The organism is Vibrio bathopelagicus (assembly GCF_014879975.1).
Taxonomy (GTDB): Bacteria; Pseudomonadota; Gammaproteobacteria; order Enterobacterales; family Vibrionaceae; genus Vibrio; species Vibrio bathopelagicus.
In genome coordinates, this window is record NZ_CP062500.1 from 3,609,936 (window position 1) to 3,635,995 (window position 26,060).

At 45.3% G+C, this 26,060-nt stretch carries 23 protein-coding genes; 12 read left to right on the forward strand and 11 right to left on the reverse strand.

The genetic code is table 11. The features are described from left to right. Positions 1–90 precede the first annotated feature (90 nt). The 6 genes from IHV80_RS16285 to IHV80_RS16310 all read left to right on the forward strand — a co-directional run bounded on the left by IHV80_RS16285 (position 91) and on the right by IHV80_RS16310 (position 6,093). The gene (locus IHV80_RS16285; RefSeq protein ID WP_029405664.1) at positions 91–801 is read left to right on the forward strand and encodes a phage repressor protein; all 711 of its coding nucleotides are present in this window, start codon (positions 91–93) and stop codon (positions 799–801) included. Continuing rightward, the gene (locus IHV80_RS16290) at positions 798–1,826 is read left to right on the forward strand and encodes a phage integrase (protein ID WP_192889650.1); all 1,029 of its coding nucleotides are present in this window, start codon (positions 798–800) and stop codon (positions 1,824–1,826) included. Before IHV80_RS16285 ends, IHV80_RS16290 begins: the two co-directional genes overlap by 4 nt. A 96-nt stretch (positions 1,827–1,922) precedes the next feature. Beyond that, entirely contained in the window at positions 1,923–2,909 is a 987-nt protein-coding gene (locus IHV80_RS16295) for a serine/threonine protein kinase (RefSeq protein WP_192890783.1), read from the forward strand. Between the two features lie 55 nt (positions 2,910–2,964). Further along, complete coding sequence (locus tag IHV80_RS16300; RefSeq protein WP_192889651.1) at positions 2,965–3,564, forward strand: thiol:disulfide interchange protein DsbA/DsbL; 600 nt, start codon at positions 2,965–2,967, stop codon at positions 3,562–3,564. A 238-nt stretch (positions 3,565–3,802) separates the two neighbouring features. Beyond that, positions 3,803–4,756 carry a DUF2860 domain-containing protein gene (locus IHV80_RS16305; RefSeq protein ID WP_192889652.1) on the forward strand — a complete coding sequence of 318 codons (954 nt, stop codon included), beginning with the start codon at positions 3,803–3,805 and terminating at the stop codon, positions 4,754–4,756. 132 nt (positions 4,757–4,888) lie between these two features. Continuing rightward, positions 4,889–6,093, forward strand: a protein-coding gene (locus IHV80_RS16310) for an IS3 family transposase (RefSeq protein ID WP_192889004.1) whose coding sequence is annotated in 2 segments (ribosomal slippage) — positions 4,889–5,276 and positions 5,276–6,093 — 1,206 coding nt in all. Because the reading frame shifts where the segments join, the coding sequence is not laid out codon by codon here. 85 nt (positions 6,094–6,178) lie between these two features. Here IHV80_RS16310 and IHV80_RS16315 read toward each other — a convergent pair. Then, on the reverse strand, positions 6,179–7,702 hold the full coding sequence (locus IHV80_RS16315; RefSeq protein ID WP_192889653.1) for a YifB family Mg chelatase-like AAA ATPase: 1,524 nt from the start codon (positions 7,700–7,702) through the stop codon (positions 6,179–6,181). Between the two features lie 471 nt (positions 7,703–8,173). On the opposite strand from IHV80_RS16315, the gene ilvG reads away from it, so the two are divergent. The 5 genes from ilvG to ilvA are packed head-to-tail and all read left to right on the forward strand — an operon-like array spanning position 8,174 to position 14,510. Further along, positions 8,174–9,820 carry an acetolactate synthase 2 catalytic subunit gene (gene ilvG, locus IHV80_RS16320; protein WP_192889654.1) on the forward strand — a complete coding sequence of 549 codons (1,647 nt, stop codon included), beginning with the start codon at positions 8,174–8,176 and terminating at the stop codon, positions 9,818–9,820. 1 nt (position 9,821) lies between these two features. After that, positions 9,822–10,106, forward strand: a complete 285-nt coding sequence (gene ilvM / locus IHV80_RS16325; protein ID WP_017111739.1) for an acetolactate synthase 2 small subunit — start codon at positions 9,822–9,824, stop codon at positions 10,104–10,106. A 12-nt stretch (positions 10,107–10,118) separates the two neighbouring features. Then, positions 10,119–11,087 (forward strand): branched-chain amino acid transaminase, encoded by a 969-nt coding sequence (locus IHV80_RS16330; protein ID WP_192889655.1) that lies wholly within the window; start codon positions 10,119–10,121, stop codon positions 11,085–11,087. Positions 11,088–11,120: 33 nt separating this feature from the next. Then, entirely contained in the window at positions 11,121–12,962 is a 1,842-nt protein-coding gene (gene ilvD, locus IHV80_RS16335; RefSeq protein ID WP_192889656.1) for a dihydroxy-acid dehydratase, read from the forward strand. 3 nt (positions 12,963–12,965) lie between these two features. Next, on the forward strand, positions 12,966–14,510 hold the full coding sequence (gene ilvA, locus IHV80_RS16340) for a threonine ammonia-lyase, biosynthetic (protein WP_192889657.1): 1,545 nt from the start codon (positions 12,966–12,968) through the stop codon (positions 14,508–14,510). A 99-nt stretch (positions 14,511–14,609) separates the two neighbouring features. Here ilvA and punR read toward each other — a convergent pair whose 3' ends face one another. Next, positions 14,610–15,524: a DNA-binding transcriptional activator PunR gene (gene punR, locus IHV80_RS16345; RefSeq protein ID WP_192889658.1), complete on the reverse strand. Its 915-nt coding sequence runs from the start codon at positions 15,522–15,524 to the stop codon at positions 14,610–14,612. 163 nt (positions 15,525–15,687) lie between these two features. Between punR and punC the strand changes: the two genes are divergently transcribed. Then, positions 15,688–16,899, forward strand: a complete 1,212-nt coding sequence (gene punC, locus IHV80_RS16350) for a purine nucleoside transporter PunC (RefSeq protein ID WP_076669272.1) — start codon at positions 15,688–15,690, stop codon at positions 16,897–16,899. Between the two features lie 85 nt (positions 16,900–16,984). Here punC and IHV80_RS16355 read toward each other — a convergent pair whose 3' ends face one another. From IHV80_RS16355 to atpE, 9 genes are all read right to left on the reverse strand, one after another. Next, complete coding sequence (locus IHV80_RS16355; protein WP_192890784.1) at positions 16,985–18,589, reverse strand: diguanylate cyclase; 1,605 nt, start codon at positions 18,587–18,589, stop codon at positions 16,985–16,987. Between the two features lie 220 nt (positions 18,590–18,809). Further along, the gene (gene glmU / locus IHV80_RS16360; RefSeq protein ID WP_192889659.1) at positions 18,810–20,168 is read right to left on the reverse strand and encodes a bifunctional UDP-N-acetylglucosamine diphosphorylase/glucosamine-1-phosphate N-acetyltransferase GlmU; all 1,359 of its coding nucleotides are present in this window, start codon (positions 20,166–20,168) and stop codon (positions 18,810–18,812) included. 184 nt (positions 20,169–20,352) lie between these two features. Beyond that, on the reverse strand, positions 20,353–20,775 hold the full coding sequence (locus IHV80_RS16365; protein WP_017107532.1) for a F0F1 ATP synthase subunit epsilon: 423 nt from the start codon (positions 20,773–20,775) through the stop codon (positions 20,353–20,355). An 18-nt stretch (positions 20,776–20,793) separates the two neighbouring features. Continuing rightward, positions 20,794–22,197 (reverse strand): F0F1 ATP synthase subunit beta, encoded by a 1,404-nt coding sequence (atpD, locus tag IHV80_RS16370; RefSeq protein WP_017107531.1) that lies wholly within the window; start codon positions 22,195–22,197, stop codon positions 20,794–20,796. Between the two features lie 34 nt (positions 22,198–22,231). Beyond that, on the reverse strand, positions 22,232–23,098 hold the full coding sequence (gene atpG, locus IHV80_RS16375) for a F0F1 ATP synthase subunit gamma (RefSeq protein WP_017107530.1): 867 nt from the start codon (positions 23,096–23,098) through the stop codon (positions 22,232–22,234). A gap of 48 nt (positions 23,099–23,146) precedes the next feature. Then, positions 23,147–24,688 (reverse strand): F0F1 ATP synthase subunit alpha, encoded by a 1,542-nt coding sequence (gene atpA / locus IHV80_RS16380; protein ID WP_004735737.1) that lies wholly within the window; start codon positions 24,686–24,688, stop codon positions 23,147–23,149. 13 nt (positions 24,689–24,701) lie between these two features. Continuing rightward, entirely contained in the window at positions 24,702–25,235 is a 534-nt protein-coding gene (gene atpH, locus IHV80_RS16385) for a F0F1 ATP synthase subunit delta (RefSeq protein WP_017107529.1), read from the reverse strand. Positions 25,236–25,250: 15 nt separating this feature from the next. Next, complete coding sequence (gene atpF, locus IHV80_RS16390; protein ID WP_017077303.1) at positions 25,251–25,721, reverse strand: F0F1 ATP synthase subunit B; 471 nt, start codon at positions 25,719–25,721, stop codon at positions 25,251–25,253. Between the two features lie 58 nt (positions 25,722–25,779). Further along, entirely contained in the window at positions 25,780–26,037 is a 258-nt protein-coding gene (atpE, locus tag IHV80_RS16395; RefSeq protein ID WP_004735734.1) for a F0F1 ATP synthase subunit C, read from the reverse strand. Positions 26,038–26,060: the final 23 nt, after the last annotated feature.

Here is a 26,060-nt window from a genome sequence, read left to right on the forward strand (position 1 = left end):
GTTAGCTAAAGAACCAATCAAATGGTTCGTTAAGGTTCTATTGGATTTAAACATATTTGTTCTGGTTTTCAAAGGTTCTTAAGGGTAATTATGAAAGAGTGGATAATGAGTGATTTGTTAATTGAGCTAGAGGGGATGCCAAACTCAATTACGGGGATAGGACAAAAGGCAAGAAGAAACAAATGGTTAAAAAGAAAAGCCATTGGTCACGCCCGTGCTGTTGAGTACCACATTTCAAATTTTCATCCCGACATACAAAAGCAAATAATTGAGAAGTTAGTCACAAACCCTCTTGAACGTGAAAAGCTATTAAAAAAAGACTGGACGATACCACCAAGCAATGCCCATGGCTTAAGGCCACTCGATGATTTTGAAGATTGGGCGAAGCTGCCTGTTTATGATGTACACGCAGCAGCAGGAGCAGGAGCCTTGATTGAATCAGAATATCAAATCGGGGTTTTCAGCTTACCCGTTGAGTTACTGCACGAATACGGTCTTAAGCCTTGCTATAGCTCTATTATTTTTGTCGATGGTGATTCAATGGAGCCAACGTTAAGCCACAAAGACAGGTTACTTGTTGATATTCGAGAGCAACAACATCCTGTAGCAACTGGCGTTTATGTGATTCGCATAGATGAGGCTGTTTACGTGAAGCGTTTACAGTGGGATATAGAAAACGGCCTCTACAAAGTAATCTCTGACAACCTGAGATACCCTGCTTTTAGTATCAACCATCAGAATGGGCGAAATTTCAAAATAATAGGTAAAGCGGTTGCCCCTGTTATGAAGAAAATCATATGAGCGTTAAGAAAGACGGCGAAAAATGGCTTGTTGATTTAAGGCCATCCGAAAGAAGCGGCAAGCGTTTTAGACGTAAGTTTGATAAAAAGTCAGAGGCTTTAGCCTATGAGAAACACATACTTTCGACACATCACAATAAAGAGTGGTTAGGTCTACCCGACGACAAACGGCTACTCTCTGAGTTAGTCGAAATATGGTGGATTAAGTCAGGCCAACTTAAACGAACGGCAAGCAACTATAGAAAAAAGTTAGACCTGGTATGTCGTGAGCTTGGTAATCCACCCGTCAATAAAATCAATAATGCGATGGTTAGCAATTGGCAACTGAATAGAATGTCTAAAGGGCAAAGCGCAAATACAGTCCGCCGATTAACATCGTGTCTAAGTAATGTTTTTACTGTACTGATTGAAACGGGTGACTTCAACGCACCTCACCCGTTAAAAGACCTCAAACAACCCGCCCCTAATCGGTCTGAAATGACTTATTTAACAACCTACCAAATAGATGCGTTGTTATCAGCGGTACAATCGCACCCTGAACTATCCAAGATAGTAGACATTTGTTTGTCTACTGGTTCACGGTGGAGAGAAACCGTAACTCTAAAGCCAATGAACCTAAGCCCCTATAGGATTAGATTCACCAACACAAAAACAGGCAAGCCTCGAACTGTTCCTATTAGTGAAGAGTTATATAAAAAGTTGCAAACCAATGTAAGTGGAAACTTGTTTTCATATGACCCGCAAAAAGAGCTATACGAGATTATGGATTCATTAGAGTTCAATTTACCGAAAGGGCAAAAGGTTCACGTATTACGGCACACTTTCGCGAGTCACTTTATTATGAACGGCGGTAACATTCTTACGCTAAAAGAAATCCTAGGCCATGCTAGTATTACCCAAACAATGGCTTATGCTCATTTAGCACCAGACCACCTAATTGACGCGGTAAAACTTAACCCACTAAGCAGGTTAAGAGATCCACAAAATGACCACACTCACGACCCAAAGCGACCTATTACCACATAAGACGGATTGTTAAGTGATTGTATTTAATGGCTATGAACCATTACCACCCATACTAAACAACTTGGGAAACGCTCAGTAATGAGCCTTTTTTATTATATGACGATGCAAGCCTTTAACTTTGATAACCTGACCCCTGACTTCATGTGGTACGCACTGGAGAGCATTGGGGTTCGCGCTGAATCCGGGCTTCTCGCTCTCAACAGTTACGAAAATCGGGTCTACCAATTCACCGATGAAGACCGCAAACGCTACGTTGTTAAGTTTTATCGCCCACAGCGTTGGAACAAAGCACAGATCCAAGAAGAACACGACTTCGCATTAGAGCTGATCGAACAAGAGATGCCAATCGCTCCGCCAATGCGCATCAATGGTGCGACCTTACACGAATACCAAGGCTACCTGTTTGCACTGTTTGAAAGTGTCGGTGGTCGACAGTATGAAGTGGATAACTTAAACCAATTGGAAGGTGTAGGTCGTTTCCTTGGTCGAATTCATAAAGCCAGTGCAGGCAAAACATTCCAACATCGTCCAACCATTAGCCTAGATGAGTATTTGTACCAGCCACGTAAGATATTAGAAAACTCTCAGTTTATCCCGACGCATCTAGAAAACGCGTTCTTCAATGACGTCGACCTGCTGATTAAAGAGTTAGAGAGCCAGTGGCCGAGCAATACTGAAAATATCCGCCTGCATGGCGATTGCCACCCGGGTAATATTCTATGGCGCGACGGGCCAATGTTCGTCGATCTCGATGACGCGCGTAATGGCCCTGCGGTTCAAGATCTGTGGATGCTGCTTAACGGTGAGCGCCAAGATAAGCTGATGCAACTCGATATTATGTTAGAGAGTTATCAAGAGTTTTGTGATTTTAATCCTTCGCAACTGAAACTAATCGAACCACTACGCGGTCTACGTATGGTGCATTACATGGCATGGTTGGCGAAGCGATGGCACGATCCGGCGTTTCCTCTAGCCTTCCCATGGTTTAATGACCCGAAATATTGGGAGCAACAAGTACTTGCTTGTAAAGAGCAAATTGCTACCCTGCAAGAGCCACCACTTTCGTTAATGCCTCAGTGGTAAACGCAATCGCAACATACAACTAGATAAAAATTCAAACATAATGGAGATTGGATAAATGAAAAAGCTATTCGCATTTTTCTCATTGATCATGTTGAGCCTTTCAGCTCACGCTGCGAAATTTAACGAAGGTGAACACTACAAAGTTCTCGATCTAGAAGCATCAAAAAAACCAGTGGTGACAGAGTTCTTCTCTTTCTACTGCCCACACTGTAATAGCTTTGAGCCTATCATCCAGCAGCTAAAACAACAGCTACCTGCTGACGCTAAGCTACAAAAGAACCATGTTTCATTCATGGGCGGCAACATGGGTCTGCCAATGAGCAAAGCTTACGCAACTATGATTGCACTGAAAGTTGAAGATAAAATGGTACCAGTGATGTTTAACCGCATCCACACCATGAACAAGCCACCACGCGATGAAGCAGAACTGCGTCAAATCTTCCTAGATGAAGGCGTTGATGCTAAGAAATTTGACGCGGCTTACAATGGCTTTGCTGTAGATTCAATGGTTCGTCGTTTTGACAAAGCATTCAAAGACAGCGGCCTTTCAGGCGTACCAGCTGTTGTGGTAAACAACCGTTACTTGATTGATGCTCAAGGTATTAGCTCTCTAGATGAATACTTCGAGCTGGTTAACTTCCTACTGAAGAAGTAAAAAATAATCAAAAAACTATAATAAGGGAGCTTCGGCTTCCTTTTTTGTGTCTGGTGCTTTTTAATAATTTTTCAGCAAACAACATAATTTTTAGCGATCGATACGGTTCTACTTCCCATTTATCTAATAAACATTTATAAGGTGCGCGATAAAGTGAACCTTTAGATTTCGTTGTTTTCTATAACTTTTTATTAACAACTATTTGTTGCTACCACTCAATGGGGCAAGGAGCCTCTGAATGAAAATTAAATATACGTTATTAGCACTGAGCGTTGCCGCAGCACCTGCTTTTGCCAAGCTTGCTGATGAAGCTGGTTTCAGTGGTGAAATCTCTATCAACACCGGTTTTACTTCTTCAACCTCAAATTTTAATACCGATGCTGACAGCAACCTTTCATCGAACCAACAAAAAGCTTCATCTGAAAGTTCTTTTCTAGTCGCTCCTTTAGGAAGTATTGCTTACACCTTTGGTGAAAAATTGAACCAACAGGTATACACAGGTACCGCACGTGATGACGTAGCAACAGGTACTGTTGTACTAGAAGTGGGCTACAAGTATCAACTCGAGTCAGGCATGGTGATCGATGCTTCGATTCTGCCAACCATTATGTCTGGTGAAACCTGGGCCGACCCATACAACACCACATCAGCACGAAGCAAAACAGACGAAACGGGTAATGCCTTCCGTCTAAAACTTGAGAGCATCGCAGGCTCTCCGTTTTCACTGGATATGGCCTTCGCCACCAAAGATGTAGAAAACGACTTAGTTGAAGACGCATTAAAACGAGATGCGGACACCTTCTACCTGAAAGGTCAGTACCGTCAGCCTATTAGCCGCACCATGATGCTGGTTCCGTCATTGATTTATCAATCAACAGATGCAGAAGGCGATGCAGCATCATTCGAGCAGCTAGGTGGTGAGGTAAGTTTATTTGGTGGCATAGGTCGTCATAAATACGCACTAACGGCGGGTTACAACCAACGCTCTTACGATGCAAGCAGTCTGACTTACCAAAAGAAACGCAGCGACGACAGCATCAACCTGTTTGCCGCGTATGAATATGATCAATTCATGGACTGGGAAAACTGGTCATTTGTATCGCTAGCGGGTTACGGTACCAGCGAGTCAAACATTACCTTCTACGATGAATCACAATACATCGTCTCCGTTGGCTTGAACTACAAGTTCTAGTTAGGCTTCACAGCTCGCTAATAACCATTAGTTCATAACAACGAAAGCCTGCGTAAAAAGCAGGCTTTTTTGTTTGTATTGTACCGTCCTAAATATGGTTGACACATTTCCAACATGAAATTGGAGAGTGTCATGAAAACAACAAGTAGACGTACTCAACGAGATTATTCTCTTGCCTTTAAATTGGCAGTCGTAAGCCAAGTTGAAAAAGGCGAAATGACTTATAAGCAAGCTCAAGAACGTTATGGGATCCAAGGTCGCTCTACCGTTTTAGTTTGGCTTCGCAAACATGGTCAACTAGATTGGTCTAAAGGAATAGAACAATCGAGAGCGTTAGGAGCGACTATGTCAAACTCTTCCTCAACTCAAACCCCAGAGCAACGAATCAAAGAACTCGAGCAGCAATTAGAAGAAACTCAGCTCAAAGCTCAGTTCTTTGAAGCGGTTGTAAAAGTCATGGATCGAGATTTCGGAGTCCGAATTTCAAAGAAGCGCAAGGCCGAGTTATTAAGGAAAAAACGGTCAGAAAGTTGACCGTCACTAAAGCTTGTCACTTCATAGGTATTACACGACAAGCTTTCTACAAGCGCTGTGTTGCAGAAATTCATCAGACAAAGAAAGATGAATCCGTACTCGGTTTTGTGAAGGAGCAAAGGATGATGCACCCTCGTATAGGGACTCGTAAGATCAAGTATTTACTTGCTCAAAACGATATTGAAATCGGGCGAGACCGCTTATTCTCTCTGCTGAGAATGAATCGATTATTAGTACAGAATCGAAGGGCTTACCATCGAACCACAAACAGTAATCATCGCTTTTACTGCCATCCAAATCGAATCAAAGAAGGCTTAATACCGGAAGGACCAGAGCAATTATGGGTTGCCGATGTTACTTATCTAACAACGCGGCGTGGTAGTACTTATCTCAGTTTAGTGACGGACGCTTACTCAAGAAAAATCGTGGGCTATCACATAAGTGATGATATGAAAGCTCGCACGGTCAAGCAGGCCTTTTTAAACGCGTTGAAAGAGCGGAAGAATACAGGTGAGCTTGTCCATCACTCAGATCGAGGTGTTCAGTACTGCTCTGTTGAATACCAAGAGTTGCATCGACAGTATGATGTATCTTGCTCAATGACTGATGGCTATGACTGTTATCAGAATGCGTTGGCAGAGAGGATCAACGGAATACTGAAGATGGAGTATCTGTTGAATAAGCCTAATGATTTAGATGAAGCAAAGAAAATGGTCGCTGAATCAGTAAAAATCTATAATGAATATAGGCCTCACACAGCTCTAAAATACAAAACGCCCGATGAAGTACATCGAGCGTTTTAGTCAATCAAGTGTCAACCCATATCAGGACGGGTCATATACTAATCACAGTAAATAAATGACCCGTTGTTGACTACGATTGGTATTACTACACAGCCTGAGCCGAGAGTTGTTTCAAGAGTCGATCCATCGCTCGATAGCCAAGCGCCTCCGATAAATGCTTCTTTTCAATCTGCTCGTTACCCTCTAAGTCCGCAATAGTTCGCGCTACCTTGATGATTCGATGATAAGCACGAATCGATAAACCCAATCGATGCAGCGCCGTTTCTAAAAACTCCGCATCCTCGCGTCGCAACGGACAATATTTTTCGATTTCTCGGCTACCTAACAACGCATTCGATTTATGATTCCTAGACAGCATCAACTGACGCGCTTGCTTGACCCTTAGTTTGACCACTTGAGTCGTTTCGCCACGGTCGCCACCTTCAGCCAACATCCCTTTGGGCAGTAGTGGGATCTCTAATGACATATCGAATCTATCCAGTAATGGCCCCGATAATCGATTGAGATAGCGCAATATGATCTGCGGATTCGCTCGCGCTTGATTGCCTTCGTAATAACCTGTTGGGCTAGGGTTCAACGCACCCACCAATTGAAAGCGAGCCGGGAAACGAGTCTTACCTGCCACGCGTGAAATAATGATCTCGCCCGACTCTAGCGGCTCTCGTAATGAATCGAGTACCTTGCGTTCAAACTCGGGCATTTCATCAAGAAACAGTAAGCCATTATGCGCCAAAGAGATCTCTCCGGGGCGAGGTACAGAACCACCACCTACCAACGCGGCCATCGAACTGGAATGATGAGGAGACCGAAAAGGTCTTTGCTTCCAATTGTATTGATTGATCTCTTGTTGCGTTAACGAGGCCACCGAAGCGGTTTCCATCGCCTCGACATCACTCATTTCAGGCAGCAGGTCGCGCAATCGAGAAGCGAGCATAGTCTTGCCTGTACCCGGTGGACCAAGGAATAATAAGTTGTGATTGCCTGCCGCTGCTATCTCTAATGCACGCTTGCCTTGCTGTTGACCAATGATGTCCTGCAAATCACGATGTTCGACTGTATCGACCTGATGTTGCTCTGTGCGATACAACCCAAGCTGAGCCTGACCACACATATCCGCACAAACCTCCAACAACGTTTGCGCTGATTTATGTGCGCCCTTACCGACTAACGCTGCCTGATCACCATTGTGATGTGGTACCACCAAACATCGCTCAACACTGTCGGCCGCTAATGTGGCTGGCAGCACTCCTTTGACTGAACGCAGTTCTCCCGACAGTGCCAATTCACCAATAAACTCATGTTGGGCTATTTTTGATGTCGGTAGCTGATCCGACGCCACCAAAATACCCAGAGCAATCGGTAAGTCAAAACGCCCTCCCTCTTTGGGTAAATCCGCAGGAGCAAGGTTGACGGTGATTCTTTTCGATGGGAATTCAAAGCGAGAATTGATGATGGCACTCCTCACTCGGTCTTTCGATTCCTTAACCGTCGTCTCAGGTAAACCCACCAGCGTAAAACCGGGCATTCCGTTGCTTATATGCACCTCCACGGTTACTTCTGGTGCCTCTACACCCACACTAGCTCGGCTATGAATTATCGCGAGTCCCATAACTTTCCTTTGTCTTTGATTTAAAAGTATTCGCTCTGGATATTCGTTGCTCACCAAAGCTATAAGGTTGTTATATAGCTTGGTGGAATGGTGTTTTAATGTGAAAAAAGAATGACATTTTCCTTGTCATGCGGCAGATTTGTGTGATAACACTAGAGATGTAGACAATTACTTAAGACAATAAACGAGAAAACTCGAATTTTATGATGTTTAACGCTCGCATTTACGCACTGATTAACCTGATTATCGTAGTCATTATTAAGACTACGCGGGGGCGAGTGGGAAAAAAGTAACCACGAATTAGAAAAAACCCCCGCACTGAAAAGTTCGGGGGTTTTTTCTAATTTAACGATTCGATTTTTATATTTGAAACATTTTCGGCTTTGCCGATTTACAGGAAGAATGGGAGCACAAGATGTGCATAGACAATGGAAACAGTTACCAAAATATAGGTAATACGGGGAAATTCCGATGAAAGGCGCAGAACTAGTTGTATCCGCACTAAAACAGCAGGGTATTAAAACCGTATTTGGTTACCCAGGTGGTGCCATCATGCCAATCTACGATGCACTTTATGACGGCGGAGTTGAGCATATCCTGTGTCGTCATGAGCAAGGTGCTGCAATGGCCGCTATCGGTATGGCACGTGCAACACAAGACGTCGCTGTTTGTATGGCAACCTCAGGCCCTGGCGCAACTAACCTGGTAACAGGTCTTGCTGATGCATTTATGGACTCTATCCCACTGGTTGCCATCACAGGCCAGGTTGCTAGCTCCCACATCGGCACCGACGCTTTCCAAGAAATGGATGTGATTGGCATGTCTCTGTCATGTACTAAACACAGCTATCTCGTTACCGATATTGAAGAACTTGCTCCAACATTGGCTGAAGCATTTATCGTTGCAAAAGCAGGGCGTCCCGGTCCGGTTATTGTCGATATCGCGAAAGATGTTCAACTAGCAGAATCCCCTGTAAAAATTCTTCCTAAATTTACACCACCAGCAATTCCTGTTGTGACAACGGATGCTATTGAACAAGCTCAGTACTTCTTGTCTCAAGCGACTCGCCCTGTGTTATACGTGGGTGGTGGTGTTCAACTAGCGAAAGCAACCGAATCAGTTCGCGAATTTTTACGTCTAAACCCAATGCCTGCAGTGAGCACACTGAAAGGCCTTGGCACCATTGAACGTGATGACCCACACTACTTAGGCATGCTTGGTATGCACGGCACCAAAGCCGCTAACCTAGTGGTTCAAGAAAGTGACCTGTTAATTGTTGTTGGCGCTCGTTTTGATGACCGAGTAACTGGCAAACTCGATACCTTTGCACCGCACGCTAAAGTTATCCATATCGATATCGATGCGGCAGAGTTCAGTAAACTGCGTCTGGCCGATGCGCCTATTCGTGGTGACATCAACAAGATCATGCCTCAACTGGAATTAAGCCAAGACATATCTTCTTGGGTTCACCACTCTGAAGGGCTACGCAGCTCATTCAAATGGCGCTACGACCACCCAGGCGACCTTATCTTCGCACCTTTGTTGTTGAAGCAATTGTCAGACATGATGCCTGCGAGTTCTATGGTTTCGACCGATGTTGGCCAACACCAGATGTGGGCAGCTCAACATATTCAGCCACGTGATCCACAAAACTTCATCACTTCAGCTGGCTTAGGCACGATGGGCTTTGGCCTACCTGCAGCCATGGGTGCATCGGTTGGTCGTCCTGATGACCAATCCATTCTTATCTCTGGTGATGGCTCATTCATGATGAACGTGCAAGAACTTGGTACGCTGAAGCGTCGCCAAATCCCAGTAAAAATGGTGCTGCTAAACAACTCTCGTTTAGGCATGGTTCGCCAATGGCAATCTCTGTTCTTTGATGGCCGACATAGTGAAACTATCTTGGATGACAACCCAGATTTCGTGATGCTAGCAAAAGCGTTCGACATCCCAGGCAAAACCATCACGCGTAAAGAAGAAGTAGAGCCAGCATTGAAAGAGATGCTTGAGAGCAAAACCGCTTACCTACTTCATGTCCTTATCGATGAAGAAGAAAACGTATGGCCACTAGTACCGCCAGGTGCTTCAAACAGCGAAATGTTGGAGAACACATAACATGAAAAGATACTTATTAGACATCAAAGCCGATGATAAACCAGTACTGTTAGAACGTGTTCTTCGTGTTATTCGTCACCGTGGCTTCATCGTTAAGCAAGTGGCTGGCACCCAAAACCACGAAAGCAAAGTCGCGAGCGTTGAGATCATTGTCGACAGTGACCGTCCGATTTCTTTCTTAGTTAATCAGATCGAAAAGCTGTGGGATGTACGTACCGTAGACGTTATCTCTATTAGTCGTAATGAATTGCCAAACAATAACTTACAACAAAAAATAAGTGCATAAGGAACCGCAAACATGACAGCTAAAACAGCAGACTATATCTGGTTTAACGGTGAAATGGTTCCTTGGGCAGAGGCGAACGTTCATGTCCTAACTCACGCAATGCACTACGGTACTTCTGTATTTGAAGGCGTTCGTTGCTACAACACGCCAAAGGGTCCGGTTATCTTCCGTCACCCAGAGCATGCAAGACGCCTAAAAGACTCAGCGAAAATCTACCGCTTCCCAATTCCTTTCACTGAGGAAGAAATTATGGAAGCGACTCGCGAAACGCTACGCCAAAATAAGCTAGAGTCAGCGTACATCCGCCCTCTAGGCTTTGTGGGTAACGTTGGTTTAGGTGTTTGTCCTCCTGAAAACACAGAAATGGATCTGATCATCGCCGCTTTCCCATGGGGTTCTTACCTAGGCGAAGAAGCGCTAGAAAATGGCGTAGATGCGATGATCTCAAGCTGGAACCGTGCAGCGCCAAATACTATCCCAACCTCAGCAAAGGCCGGTGGTAACTACCTATCTTCACTGCTCGTTGGTGGTGAAGCTCGTCGTCATGGTTACGATGAAGGTATTGCTCTAAGTGTTGATGGTTATCTTTCAGAGGGCGCGGGCGAGAACATTTTTGTTATTCGTAACGGCATTCTCTCTACACCACCAGCAACCAGCGCTATTCTGCCAGGTATCACTCGTGACTCGATCATGACGCTAGCAAAAGACATGGGGTATGAAATCCGTGAAGAGAACATTGCTCGTGAAGCACTGTACCTTGCTGACGAAGTCTTCATGACAGGCACAGCTGCAGAAATCGTTCCGGTTCGTAGCGTAGACAAAATTACAGTAGGTGAAGGCAAACGCGGTCCTATCACTGAAAAAGTTCAAGCAGCTTACTTTGGTTTATTCAATGGCACTACTGAAGATAAGTGGGGCTGGTTAGATTACGTTTACCCAGCAGACCGCACGTCAGAAAACCAAACACAAACAACTAAGTAAGCAACAGCCAAATATTTTATAAGGATTTAAGCAATGCCAATCTATCGTTCAGCAACGACTACCCACGGACGCAATATGGCTGGTGCGCGCGCTTTATGGCGTGCAACTGGCGTTAAAGATGATGACTTCGGTAAGCCAATCATCGCAGTTGTAAACTCTTTCACTCAATTTGTACCAGGTCACGTTCACCTTAAAGATATGGGTCAATTGGTTGCGGGTGAAATCGAGAAAGCGGGCGGTATCGCTAAAGAATTCAACACCATCGCAGTTGATGATGGTATCGCAATGGGCCACGGCGGCATGCTGTACTCACTGCCATCACGTGAGCTTATTGCAGACTCAGTAGAATACATGGTCAATGCACACTGTGCGGATGCAATGGTGTGTATCTCTAACTGTGACAAAATCACTCCGGGAATGATGATGGCTGCAATGCGCCTCAATATCCCCGTGATCTTTGTATCAGGCGGCCCAATGGAAGCAGGTAAGACCAAGCTTTCAGATCAGATCATCAAGCTCGACCTTGTTGATGCAATGATCCAAGGTGCCGATCCAACAATTTCAGATGAGCAAAGCGAACAAGTAGAGCGTTCTGCATGTCCAACCTGTGGTTCATGTTCAGGTATGTTCACAGCCAACTCAATGAACTGTCTAACAGAAGCACTTGGCCTATCTCAGCCTGGTAACGGCTCTATGCTGGCGACGCACGCAGACCGTGAAGAACTGTTCATCAATGCCGGTAAGCGCATCGTTGATCTAACCAAGCGTTACTACGAGCAAGACGACGAATCAGCACTGCCACGCAACATTGCAAACCGCGCTGCTTTTGATAATGCAATGGCGCTTGATATCGCGATGGGTGGTTCTAGTAACACCGTTCTTCACCTTTTAGCAGCCGCTCAAGAAGGGGAGATTGATTTCGATATGGATGATATCGATGCGATGTCTCGCCGTGTTCCACACCTATGTAAAGTGGCACCTTCAACTCCCAAATACCACATGGAAGACGTTCACCGCGCTGGTGGTGTGATGGCTATCCTTGGTGAACTTGACCGTGCAGGTCTACTGAACAACCAAACTCGCACCGTGCTTGGTCTAAGCATGCAAGAGCAACTTGCACAGTACGACATCATGCAGACAGAAGATGAAGCTGTGCTTAAGTTCTTCCGTGCTGGCCCTGCGGGCATCCGTACAACTAAAGCTTTCTCACAAGATTGCCGTTGGGATCGTCTTGATGACGATCGCAAAGAAGGTTGTATTCGTACTAAAGAGAACGCATTCAGCCAAGAAGGTGGCCTAGCGGTACTTTCAGGTAACATCGCGGTTGATGGTTGTATCGTTAAGACTGCGGGTGTTGATGAAGAAAACCTTAAATTCCAAGGCCCAGCAATCGTATTTGAAAGCCAAGATACAGCAGTAGAAGGTATCTTAGCGGGTAAAGTAAAAGCAGGCGAAGTCGTGGTTATTCGCTACGAAGGCCCTAAAGGTGGTCCAGGTATGCAAGAAATGCTGTACCCAACCACTTACCTAAAATCGATGGGGCTAGGCAAGTCTTGTGCTCTATTAACAGATGGCCGTTTCTCTGGTGGTACATCGGGTCTGTCTATCGGTCACGCGTCTCCAGAAGCAGCAAGTGGCGGTGTGATTGGTCTAGTTAACACTGGCGATATCATCACTATCGACATCCCTAGCCGTTCAATCACGCTTGATGTACCAGAAGCGGAACTAACAGCACGTCGTGAAAAACAAGATGCATTAGGCTGGAAACCAGAAAACCGTCAGCGTGAAGTGTCATTCGCACTGAAAGCTTATGCGAGCATGGCAACCAGTGCCGACAAAGGCGCAGTGCGTGATAAGTCTAAACTTGAGGGCTAATCTATGAGTGACTACACCTCCAGTCCCAAAAAACAAAGTGGCGCAGATTATCTGCGCCAGATCCTGAGAGCACCGGTTTACGAAGCAGCGATTGTGACACCTCTGCAAGATATGCCACGTCTAAGCGCTCGTATCGGTAATCAGGTTCAGCTAAAACGAGAAGACCGTCAGCCGGTACACTCGTTCAAGCTGCGCGGTGCCTACAACATGGTTTCAAGTCTTTCTGAACAACAGAAAGCCGCAGGTGTTATCGCAGCATCAGCAGGAAACCACGCTCAAGGTATGGCGCTATCTGGCTCTAAGCTGGGTATTCAAACCACGATCGTGATGCCAAAAACGACTCCGGATATCAAGGTCGATGCGGTACGCGGGTTTGGCGGCAAAGTGGTTCTGCACGGCAGTAACTTCGATGAAGCGAAAGCGGAAGCTGAACGCCTATCTGCTGAACACGGCTTCACCTTTGTGCCTCCTTTCGATCACCCACTCGTGATTGCAGGACAAGGCACTATGGGTATGGAAATGCTTCAGCAGAATGGTCACATGGATTATATCTTTGTGCCGGTTGGTGGCGGTGGGCTAGCCGCTGGTGTTGCTGTACTCGTTAAACAACTGATGCCAGAGATTAAGGTGATTGCGGTAGAGCCTGAAGACTCTTCTTGCTTGAAGGCAGCACTTGATGCGGGTGAACCCGTGGTACTGGATCAGGTCAGCATGTTTGCTGATGGCGTTGCGGTTAAACGTATTGGCGAAGAGACCTTCCGTCTTTGCCAGCAGTACATCGATGGTCATGTTGCGGTTTCTAGCGATGAGATCTGCTCTGCAGTGAAAGACATCTTCGAAGACACTCGTGCGATTGCTGAACCTTCGGGAGCACTTGCTCTGGCTGGCCTTAAGAAGTTTGCTGAACAAAACAAACTGCAAGATAAGCAATTGGCGACGGTACTGTCTGGTGCTAACACCAACTTCCACGGTCTACGTTATGTATCTGAGCGTTGTGAGTTAGGTGAGAAGCGAGAAGGCTTGCTTGCGGTTACGATTCCAGAGCGACAAGGGGCATTCTTAGAGTTCTGTAATATTATTGGTGGTCGTGCGGTGACTGAGTTTAATTACCGCCACAATGACGAAAGTCTAGCGAATATCTTCGTTGGTGTACGTCTACAAGGTGGCCAAGAAGAACTCGAACACATCATCAATGACCTACGTGAGGGTGGCTACCCGGTTGTTGATCTCTCTGATGATGAGATGGCAAAACTGCACATTCGTTACATGATTGGCGGAAAACCATCGAAACCTCTGAAAGAGCGCCTATACAGCTTTGAGTTTCCAGAGTATCCAGGTGCATTGATTAAATTCCTTGATACCTTAGGTACCCACTGGAATATCAGCCTGTTCAACTATCGTAACCACGGTGCCGACTACGGTCGTGTATTGTGTGGCTTCGAACTCGGTGATGATGATTTGGCTCAGTTCTCGACACACCTACGAGAGCTTGGCTATCAGTGTAAAGATGAAACCGATAACCCTTCCTACAAGTTCTTCTTGTCTTAAGAGTTAACGACCGAACCCAAAAGAGCGAGTATTTACTCGCTCTTTTTATTGATGCAGGTTCAGATCAAGCTTTAAAAGGATCTTCTTACAAAGAGATCATTAGATCGCCTTGCGATGATCCAACCAATCTTGGTGAAGCTGTTCACTCGATCCTAAATACTTAACCATCCACTCGATCAACTTATGGTTGTCATCTTTGCGCCACACTAAGCAGCAATGACTCTGAGGGCTTGGCTCGGGCAATATTTTTTCCACCAGCAAACCTTGTTCGATAATAGGTGCGGCAATATGCCTTGGCATGTAACCCACCCCAACACCATTTTTAAGACACTCTATGGCGCTATACCAGTTAGGTAACAATAGACGTCTTTGATTAGAGTAATGCCCTGTGTGACGCTTAGGCAGCACACTAGAGGTATCATCCAAACAGATCGCTGGATATTGACTGACAAAGGCTTCATTGAGGTTTTGCTCTCGCACACAAGGGTGACTGGGTGACATGACAAATGCCCAATCTAACCGCCCCATATCCTTTACTTCAAAGTCACCGCCAACCGGAATCGCCGAAGTGGCGCCAATCACGACATCCGCCCTACCCTGTGCAATGGCTTCCCAAGAACCATTGAACACTTCCATGTTGATCTGTAACTCAGCGAACTCAAAGGTTTGATAAAACTCTTCAATCATTGGTTTCATCTTGTCGAGCTTAACCACGTTATCAAGGGTTAGACGTAGGGTTTTCTTCCAACCACGCGCGGCTCGGCGAGTTTGCGCACTGAGTTCTTCCATTTGTCTCAGTAGTTGACGAGCCTCTTCAATAAACAACTCCCCAGCGGGCGTCAGCTCTACTTTTCTTGGTAAGCGTCTGAAAAGTAAAACATCAAGCTCTTGCTCCACCTGCCTAACCCCATAGCTGATCGCCGATGGCACTTTGTGCAATTGTTCAGCAGCCGCAGTAAAGCTGCCCAAGCGAGCAACGGTATCAAGCATTTCTAACGAGGATTTAGAGAACATAAGCCTTCAAATTTTTTGATTGATAACTACATATTTTAGCGTTTTATTTTATCAGCTCTGAAAAATAGAATGTCAGCACAAATAAATAGGGACTTTCACTCCTGATTACCTAACAATTTTTTTGATGATAAAAACATCACTACCTTTAGTTTAATGGCATCTTATGAATATTTCTAAATTTCAATTGGTCTACCTTGCAGTACTTTCAATGCTTGGTTTCATCGCGACTGATATGTACCTTCCAGCATTTAAAGCAATGGAAGTCGACTTTGCAACCGGTCCAGAGCAGATTGCCTTGTCTCTAACCGTATTCCTTGGCGGTATGGCACTGGGTCAGCTTCTTTGGGGGCTAGCAAGTGACAAATATGGTCACCGCAATACGCTGGCAGTCGGTCTAGTGATATTCACCGCCGCTTCATTTGGCTTAGCATTCAGTACCGAAGTTTGGCACCTACTGACACTGCGCTTCATTCAAGCGATCGGTGTATGTGCGCCTGCGGTAATTTGGCAAGCAATGGTTATCAAGCGTTACTCTCAGAGCAGTAGCCAGCAAATTTTTGCGACTATCATGCCTCTAGTTGCGCTATCTCCAGCATTAGCACCTCAACTGGGTGTATTGCTAGCAGACAGTTTTGGTTGGCACAGTATCTTTATTACATTGACGCTAATGGGCGCATTGTTGATCGCAACGACAATGGCTCAACCAAAAGAAGCGCCGGAAGTAAAACAAACATCGATCAAAACTGATATTAAGACGCTACTTAAGTCTAAGCCATACATGGGCAATGTGTTGATGTTTGCATCGGCGTCAGCAGCGTTCTTCGCTTACCTAACGGGTATGCCAGAGATCATGGCTCAACTAGGTTATGAAGCAAAAGACATTGGTCTGAGCTTCATTCCACAGACAATCGCATTTATGGCGGGTGGTTACTTCGGTAAGCAAGCAGTGAAAAAATACGGTGATGGCATCGTATTACGAAACCTGATTGGTTTGTTCAGTGTTGCTGCGTTACTGATTTTCATCGCATCACAATGGGAACTGACGTCAATTTGGCCTCTACTGGCACCGTTCTGTCTGATTGCAGTAGCAAACGGCGCACTTTACCCAATCGTAGTAAACCGTGCCCTATCAAGCGCAAAACAGAGCCCAGCAACGGCTGCTGGCCTACAGAACAGCCTTCAGATCAGTATTAGTAGCCTATCAAGCGCACTCGTTGCCGCAATGGCAAGCCAAGCACTGAGCGCTACGGGGATTGCTGTGGTGATTTGTTTAGGTACTTTGTGGATTGGTTACATCGTTTCGAACAAAGAACTGTCTGAGCACTTTGTTGCGCCAGATAACTCTCGCGTAGTAGCAGAAGACAAGCAAGACTAGCTTCTAGCTTCTAGCTTAAGAAAACAAAAAAGAGCGATATTACTCGCTCTTTTTTATATCTACAGTTACTTAGAGACCGCTTCTATTACACTTCAACGGCTTCCAATACTGGTGCTTTGTGGCGACTGTATTCGTCATAGTTAACCACTCGGCTGCGCCCCATATCTTTGGCCATGTAGAGTGCATTGTCTGCCATCTTAACCAAAGATTCAGTATCAGACGCTGGCTTAGGATAGGTGGCAACACCGATAGATACGCCCAACTGCCCTAATGAAAGTCCTTTGTGCTCAAGATGCATAGAGCGCACCGCATCACATAATGTCTGACCAAACTCCGTAGCTTGTCCCATCGAGTAATGCGGAAGCAGTATCGCTAACTCCTCACCACCCAATCGGCATGCGATCTCATCTTCACTCACACTCTGTTTGAGTAGTGCGCTGATCTCTTTCAATACGAAATCACCCGCATCATGGCCAAAGTTGTCATTGAAACGTTTAAAGTGATCCAAATCGAGCATCAGCAATGATAACGGCTGCTCGCTGGTGGCGGAGTTCATCGAATGTTCTTCCAGCTTTTGCTCGAAGAAACGACGGTTAAACAGGCCTGTTAACGGATCGCTTAATGCTTGTGAGCGAAGCTTCTCTTGTAAGCTCAAGTTAGCCAATGCTAAACCTAAGTGCTCTGAAACACTGAAAGCCAGTTGCTCGGTAATTGGGTCAATCTTGATATCGCCTACCCCGAAGTAAAGGTGCATAATACCGATGGTATTACCGTGTGCAGTCAGCGGAATACAAAGCGTTTGGTTGTTATCCATCTCGTGCATGTGTCCACAAGTCAACGAATGGAAATCATCATTCGATTGGTGCGCACGACCTTTACGTAATGACCAACATTCTTCTGGCGCAAAGCTTGCGCTACCCGGCCATGCTTCTCCCCAGTCGAGCTGAGTGATCAGTTGGTTACGCGATGCACGCATCAAAGAAACACTGCCGTTCACCTTACCAAGAATTCGCGGCAAGATATCTGAGACGATCTGCTGAGCTTCCACCATGTTGTTACATGCCGCAAGCATATTGGCCAAACGGTGCATCAACTCAATCTCATGGGTTCTTTGGCGAATGCGCTCATCCTGCTTCTTCTGCTCTTCTTCGACCTTGTGCACTATCTGACGGTTACTCACATACGAAGTGCCAATCAAAAAGCTCAAGCTCAATACAACCATCCCGATCAGAATACCCATTAGCTGGAAGTTCATCTGCTTAAGTTGATGCATCGGTGAAGAGATCACGATAACGAAACAGCTATCGTTGATAGATTCTTTGTAGGAGTAATAGATTCGGTCGACAGAGGTGACGGTACTAAAACGCACGTCACTACCAAGTCCGGTCTTCAGAGCTTGTTGAAATTCAGGGCGGTCACTGTGATTTTCAACGCTTGCCAGTGCATGATCAGACAGGTCAGTATCACCAATCACCACGCCATCAGGATTAATAATCTGAATTCTTAATCGTGTGCTGGCTTGCGTAAGGTTGCCAATATAGTCATCAGCATCGACACCATCCGTAAACAAACTGCTGTCTTCACGGATCTCATAAACGACATCAGACATCAACGACACTAAATGGTTGCGTTCGTTTTCTACCACTAACTTTTCCAAGGTGATGTAAAAGCCATATAGGCCCACCAGCATTGAAAAAGATAAAATAACGATTGGCAGGGTCTGCCATTTCTTATCGACGAGTCTCACAGTGTGTTCACTTCCATTTTACAGAACTACAGACCGAATACTAACAAGGCTACAACAAAATACAATTGGGAAATAGATTATTTTTTTGTCAGTAAAGGATGACAAAAAAGCCAGTAACAATCGTTACTGGCTTTTATCAGAATAAGACTTCAAACGTCTGAAGTTACTTCTTAGTTGGGCGTTTCCAATCAGCAATCTTGCGTTCTTTTGCTCGGCTAATAACGAGTTCGTTTTCAGAAACATCACGCGTTACCGTAGAACCAGCACCAACCGTAGCACCGTTACCGATCGTAACTGGAGCGATGAGTTGGCTATCTGAACCAACAAATACGTCATCGCCAATGATGGTCTTAAACTTGTTCGCACCATCGTAGTTACAAGTGATAGCACCGGCACCTACATTGACGCGCTGACCAATTTCTGCATCGCCAAGGTAAGTCAGGTGGTTGGCTTTAGAGCCCTCACCAAGACGGGTGTTCTTCACTTCAACGAAGTTACCTACATGCGAGTTGTTACGCATGTCTGCACCAGGACGTAAGCGAGTGAAAGGACCAACCGTGCAATCTTCACCAATTGTCGCACCTTCGATTACGCTGTATGGGCGAACGATAGTGTTGTCATCAATCTCACAGTCTTTCAACACACAACCAGTGCCGATAACCACGTTATCACCAATGCTTACACTGCCTTCAATGATTACATTGGTATCAATTTCAACATCCATACCACATTGAAGCTCACCACGTAGGTCAAAGCGGCTTGGGTCGCGCAGCATTACGCCTTGCTTTAATAACTTGTCTGCTTGCTCAGATTGGTAAGCGCGCTCTAGACGAGCCAGTTGAGAGCGATCGTTAACGCCTTCAACTTCAATTGGGTTTACAGGGTGAACCGCTTCAACGGCACGGCCTTCATCGTGAGCGGCTGCAATAACGTCAGTCAGGTAGTATTCACCTTGTGCATTGTCATTGCTTAGACCTGATAACCAACGCTTAAGATCACCACCTGTTGCGACCATAACGCCGGTGTTGATCTCTTTGATAAGCTTCTGCTCATCGGTTGCATCTTTCTGCTCAACGATTGCGACGACAGGACCGTTGCGACGAATGATACGACCGTAACCCATAGGGTTATCTAGAACGACAGTAAGTAGTGCGATACCACCATTTGGTTGAGCGTCTAATAGGTTTTCAATAGTTTCTGGTGAAATAAGCGGAACATCACCGTATAGCACAAGTACTTTTTCATCATCAGCGAAATGTGCTGAAGCCTGATCGACCGCGTGGCCAGTACCTAACTGTTCAGCTTGCAGTGCCCAGTTAACCGCCTCGCTCGCTAGCGTAGACTTCATCTGCTCACCACCATGGCCGTAGACCAAGTGAATGTTTTGAGCGCCTAACCCGTTACAGGTATCAATAACATGCTTCACCATCGGCTTACCCGCAAGAGTATGCAGAACCTTCGGTGTGTTTGAATACATGCGAGTGCCTTTGCCCGCTGCGAGAATTACCGCGCTAAACTTCATTGTAAACCTATCCAACATTATTTTTTATTAAGCCGATATTGTAACCGTTTTTGGTCAAAAAATTAAATCGCAATAACCATTTAACCGGTATTGATATGTAAAAGGAGCATTTTTAAGAATCCAAAAATGCAAAAAGGCGACCCTTAGGCCGCCTTTATCTCAGAGTCCATAATCTTATAAAAGATTAGCGACGCTGTTTTGTCAGTTCGATAACTCGTAACTGAGCAATGGCTTTAGCCAGTTCACCGGCCGCTTGTGCGAAGTCTATGTCGCCATGCTGATTTTGGATATTCTCCACAGCCTTGCGTTTAGCTTCTTCCGCCTTTGCTGCGTCTAGTTCTTCACCACGGATAGCCGTATCAGCCAGTACAGTCGCTGTACCAGGTTGAACTTCTACCATACCACCAGAAACATAAATGATTTCTTCGTGGCCGTGCTGCTTAACAATACGCACCATACCAGGCTTGATAGCGGTCAGCAGTGGAGTGTGACCATGGAAAATACCAAGCTCACCCTCACTACCGGTCACCTGAAACGTTTCAACAAGACCAGAGAAAAGTTGTTTCTCTGCACTTACAACGTCTAGGTGAAAGGTTATTGCTGCCATATCGCCTCCTAGTTAGCCTTATAGCTTCTTAGCATTCTCAATAGCTTCGTCAATTGCACCACAGTACATGAACGCTTGCTCTGGAATGTCATCGTATTCACCAGATAGAAGACCTTGGAAGCCACGTAGAGTCTCTTTAAGAGGTACGTAGACACCTGGGTCACCTGTAAATACTTCCGCTACGTGGTAAGGCTGAGTTAGGAACTTCTCAATCTTACGAGCACGAGATACGACTTGCTTATCTTCTTCAGATAGCTCATCCATACCTAGGATAGCAATGATATCTTTCAGCTCTTTATAGCGCTGAAGTGTAGACTGAACGCCACGAGCGATGTCGTAGTGTTCTTGTCCAACTACCAATGGATCCAGTTGACGTGAAGTAGAATCTAGCGGGTCGATCGCTGGGTATAGACCCATAGATGCGATATTACGGTTAAGTACTACCGTTGCATCTAAGTGAGCGAACGTTGTTGCTGGAGACGGGTCAGTCAAGTCATCCGCAGGTACGTATACCGCCTGTACAGACGTGATAGAACCAGCTTTAGTTGACGTGATACGCTCTTGTAGAACACCCATTTCTTCAGCTAGTGTAGGTTGGTAACCTACCGCAGAAGGCATACGACCTAGAAGTGCTGATACTTCAGTACCTGCTAGCGTGTAACGGTAGATGTTATCAACGAACAGTAGAACGTCACGACCTTCGTCACGGAAGCGTTCAGCCATTGTTAGACCAGTCAGTGCAACACGTAGACGGTTACCTGGTGGCTCGTTCATCTGACCGTAAACCATCGCTACTTTTGATTCTTCAGGTTTTTCGATGTTTACAACACCTGCTTCCTGCATCTCAAAGTAGAAATCGTTACCTTCACGAGTACGCTCACCTACACCTGCAAATACAGATAGGCCTGAGTGTTGAAGTGCGATGTTGTTGATAAGTTCCATCATGTTAACGGTCTTACCTACACCAGCACCACCGAATAGACCGATTTTACCACCCTTAGCGAATGGACAAATCAAGTCGATTACTTTAACACCAGTTTCTAGAAGAGAAGTCTCATTAGACTGCTCTTCGTAGCTTGGAGCTTCACGGTGAATTGCGTAATGCTCTTCAGCACCGATTTCACCACACTCATCAATTGCGTCACCTAGGACGTTCATGATACGACCAAGTGTCTTAGTACCTACTGGTACCGAGATTGGAGCGCCAGTATTTTCAACTGTCAAACCACGACGTAAACCATCAGAGCTACCCATTACGATTGCGCGTACTACGCCACCGCCAAGTTGTTGCTGAACTTCAAGAACTAGACGCTCTTTCACTTCATTAACATTCAGAGCATCGTATACACGAGGTACTTCGCCCTGTGGGAACTCTACGTCGACTACCGCACCAATGATCTGTACGATCTTACCTGTAGCCATCGTTAATCCTCTAACTATTTAGTTTTACCTAAGCTTAAACCGCAGCTGCGCCTGAAACGATCTCAGAAAGTTCTTGTGTAATTGCCGATTGACGGGCTTTGTTATACACAAGTTCTAAGTCATCAATAATGTCACCAGCGTTATCTGTTGCTGATTTCATTGCAATCATTCGAGCCGCTTGCTCACAAGCAAGATTCTCTACCACACCTTGATACACTTGAGATTCGACGTATCGAACTAATAGTGCATCTAGTAATGGTTTTGGCTCAGGCTCATAAATGTAGTCCCAAGCATGATCGCGTTTCATGTCTTCGCTGTCTGATTTAGGCAAAGGAAGTAATTGATCGATCGTTGGTTCTTGAACCATAGTGTTTTCAAATCTGTTAAACACTACGAACAGGCGATCCAATTCACCTTCATCATATTTCTTCAGCATAACGCTTACAGAGCCAATCAAGTCTTCAAGGCTTGGACGATCGCCCAGACCAGAAACTTGAGCTGCTACTTTCGCGCCGCTGTTATTGAAAAATGCTGTTGCTTTAGAACCTACAATTGCAAGCTCTACATCAGCACCTTTCTCAGACCAATCTTTCATGTCGTTCATAGCTTTCTTGAACAAGTTAATGTTCAAACCACCACAAAGACCACGGTCTGTAGAAACGATGATGTAACCAACACGTTTGGCTTCACGTTCCTCAAGATAAGGATGCTTATACTCGAGGCTACCATTAGCCAAATGACCGATCACTTTACGCATTGTTTCTGCATATGGACGAGTAGCTTCCATTGCGTCTTGAGAACGACGCATTTTTGAAGCTGCTACCATTTCCATTGCTTTCGTAATCTTCTGTGTGCTTTTAACACTACCGATTTTATTACGTATCTCTTTTGCGCCGGCCATCGTTACTCTCCGTTAATGGTATGAGGTGGCCCTAAGACCACCTACCAATTACCAGGTCTGGGTTGCCTTGAAATCGTCAACAAGCTTCTTCAGCTCAGCTTCGATTTCTTTGTTGAAAGCACCCGTTGCGTCGATCTGTGTTGCTAGATCAGCGTATTGACCACGAGCAAACGACAGTAAAGCAGCTTCAAAATCTAGAACTTTAGAAAGTTCTACGTCTTGAAGGTATCCACGCTCTGCAGCGAAGATTACTAGAGCTTGGTCAAATACAGACATAGGAGCATATTGTTTCTGCTTCATCAGTTCTGTAACTTTTTGACCGTGATCTAGTTGCTTTTTGGTCGCTTCATCAAGATCCGATGAGAACTGTGCAAATGCTGCAAGTTCACGGTATTGAGCTAGAGCAGTACGGATACCGCCAGATAGCTTCTTGATGATTTTAGTCTGCGCCGAACCACCTACACGAGAAACTGAGATACCAGGGTCAACAGCTGGACGTACGCCCGCGTTGAATAGTTCAGTTTGTAGGAAGATCTGACCATCAGTAATCGAGATTACGTTCGTTGGTACGAATGCAGATACGTCACCAGCTTGTGTTTCGATGATAGGTAGAGCAGTTAAAGAACCAGTCTTGCCTGTCACTTCACCGTTAGTGAACTTTTCTACGTATGCTTCGCTTACACGAGCAGCACGCTCTAGTAGACGAGAGTGAAGGTAGAAAACATCACCAGGGAACGCTTCACGGCCAGGTGGACGCTTAAGTAGTAGTGAAATTTGACGGTAAGCTACCGCTTGCTTAGATAGATCATCATAAACAATCAGTGCATCTTCACCGCGATCACGGAAGTATTCACCCATCGCACAACCGGCATACGGTGCAAGGTATTGCAGCGCTGCAGATTCAGAAGCCGATGCAACAACAACAACAGTGTTAGCCAGTGCGCCGTGCTCTTCTAATTTGCGAACTACGTTAGCAATAGTCGACGCTTTTTGGCCGATAGCTACGTAGATAGAGAAAATACCAGAGTCTTTCTGGTTGATAATCGCATCGATCGCCATTGCTGTTTTACCAGTCTGACGGTCACCGATTACTAGTTCACGTTGACCACGACCGATAGGGATCATTGAGTCAACTGACTTGTAACCAGTTTGAACAGGTTGATCTACCGATTTACGGTCGATTACACCTGGTGCGATAATTTCTACAGGCGAAGTTAATTTCGCTTCGATAGGACCTTTACCATCAATTGGCTCACCTAGCGTGTTTACAACACGACCAAGCATTTCAGGACCTACTGGTACTTCAAGAATACGACCAGTACCTGTAACTTTCATGCCTTCCTGTAGGTCAGCATACGGGCCCATTACAACAGCACCAACCGAATCACGGTTCAAGTTTAGTGCTAGCGCGTAACGGCCACCCGGTAGTTCGATCATTTCACCTTGCATCACGTCCGCTAGGCCGTGGATGCTAAGGATGCCATCGCTTACAGAAACGATAGTACCTTCATTGCGAGCTTCACTAACAACGTCGAAAGATTCAATACGTTGTTTAATTAGATCGCTAATTTCAGTGGAATTAAGTTGCATGCTCCAATCCCCATTAAGACTGCAATGCATCGCTCAGGCGGTCTAAACGACTGCGCGCTGAGTTATCGATGACTAGGTCTCCGGCTCGAATAATAACTCCACTAAGTAGAGTCTCATCTATACTGCAATTCAGCTGAACTTTGCGCGCTAGGCGCAGTTCCAATTTGCTGATGATGCTTGAACGTTGTTCTTCAGAAAGCTCAACCGCTGAAGTGACTTCAACGTCGATTTCTTTCTCATGCTCTTGTTTAAGCAATAAGAACTGTTTGCAAACATCAGGAAAGGCCATTAAACGACCATTCTCTGCCATCACTTTAATTAAGTTCTGGCCGAATTCATCAAATTGTTCGCCACAAATTACAATGAATACTTCAGCTAACTTTTCGGCAGTCATAGAACTGCTTAATAAATTATGAACATCATCATTTTGTGCCACTTCGGCAGCAAAAGTAAGCATTTGACCCCATTGGTCTAGCTCACCTTTATCTACCGCAAAGTCAAACGCTGCTTTAGCATAGGGGCGTGCGATTGTAGTCAAATCAGACATATACAGCCCCTTGCTTTAAAGTTTTGCAGTAATGTTGTTAAGAAGATCATTGTGTACATCTTTATCGATAGTACGCTCAAGGATTTTCTCAGCACCAGCTATAGCCAGAGTTGCGACTTGTTTGCGCAGGTCATCACGGGCACGTGTGCGTTCAGCTTCAATTTCAGCTTCAGCTTGCGTTAAGATCTTCTGGCGTTCTGCCTGAGCCTCTTCGCGTGCTTCATCAATAATTTGAGCTTTACGTTTGTTTGCCTGATCAATAACCTCAGTTGCAGTGCGCTTCGCTTCCTTCATTTGCTCAGAAGCGTTGGCTTGTGCCAGGTTCAAGTCTTTAGCAGCGCGTTCAGCGGCTACAAGACCGTCAGCAATTTTTTTCTGACGTTCTTCAATTGCTTGCATAATTGGTGGCCATACATATTTCATGCAGAACCAAACAAACAGCGAAAAAGCAATTGCTTGACCTAACAGAGTTGCGTTCATATTCACAACAGCTACTCCTCGTTAAGAATCAACTACAAAAATTTAATTAACTATTGAGAGTTAATTAGCCTGCTAGCTGACTTACAAATGGGTTAGCAAACGTGAATAGTAGTGCGATTACGATACCGATCATTGGAACAGCATCCAGTAGACCAGCGATGATGAACATCTTAACTTGTAGCATTGGAGCCATTTCAGGTTGACGCGCAGCGCCTTCTAGGAATTTACCACCAAGAATAGCAAAACCAATTGCAGTACCTACGGCACAAAGACCAACAATGATAGCAACAGCGATTGCTGAAAAACTTAGTACAGTTTCCATTTACGTTCTCCGATTAACATTAA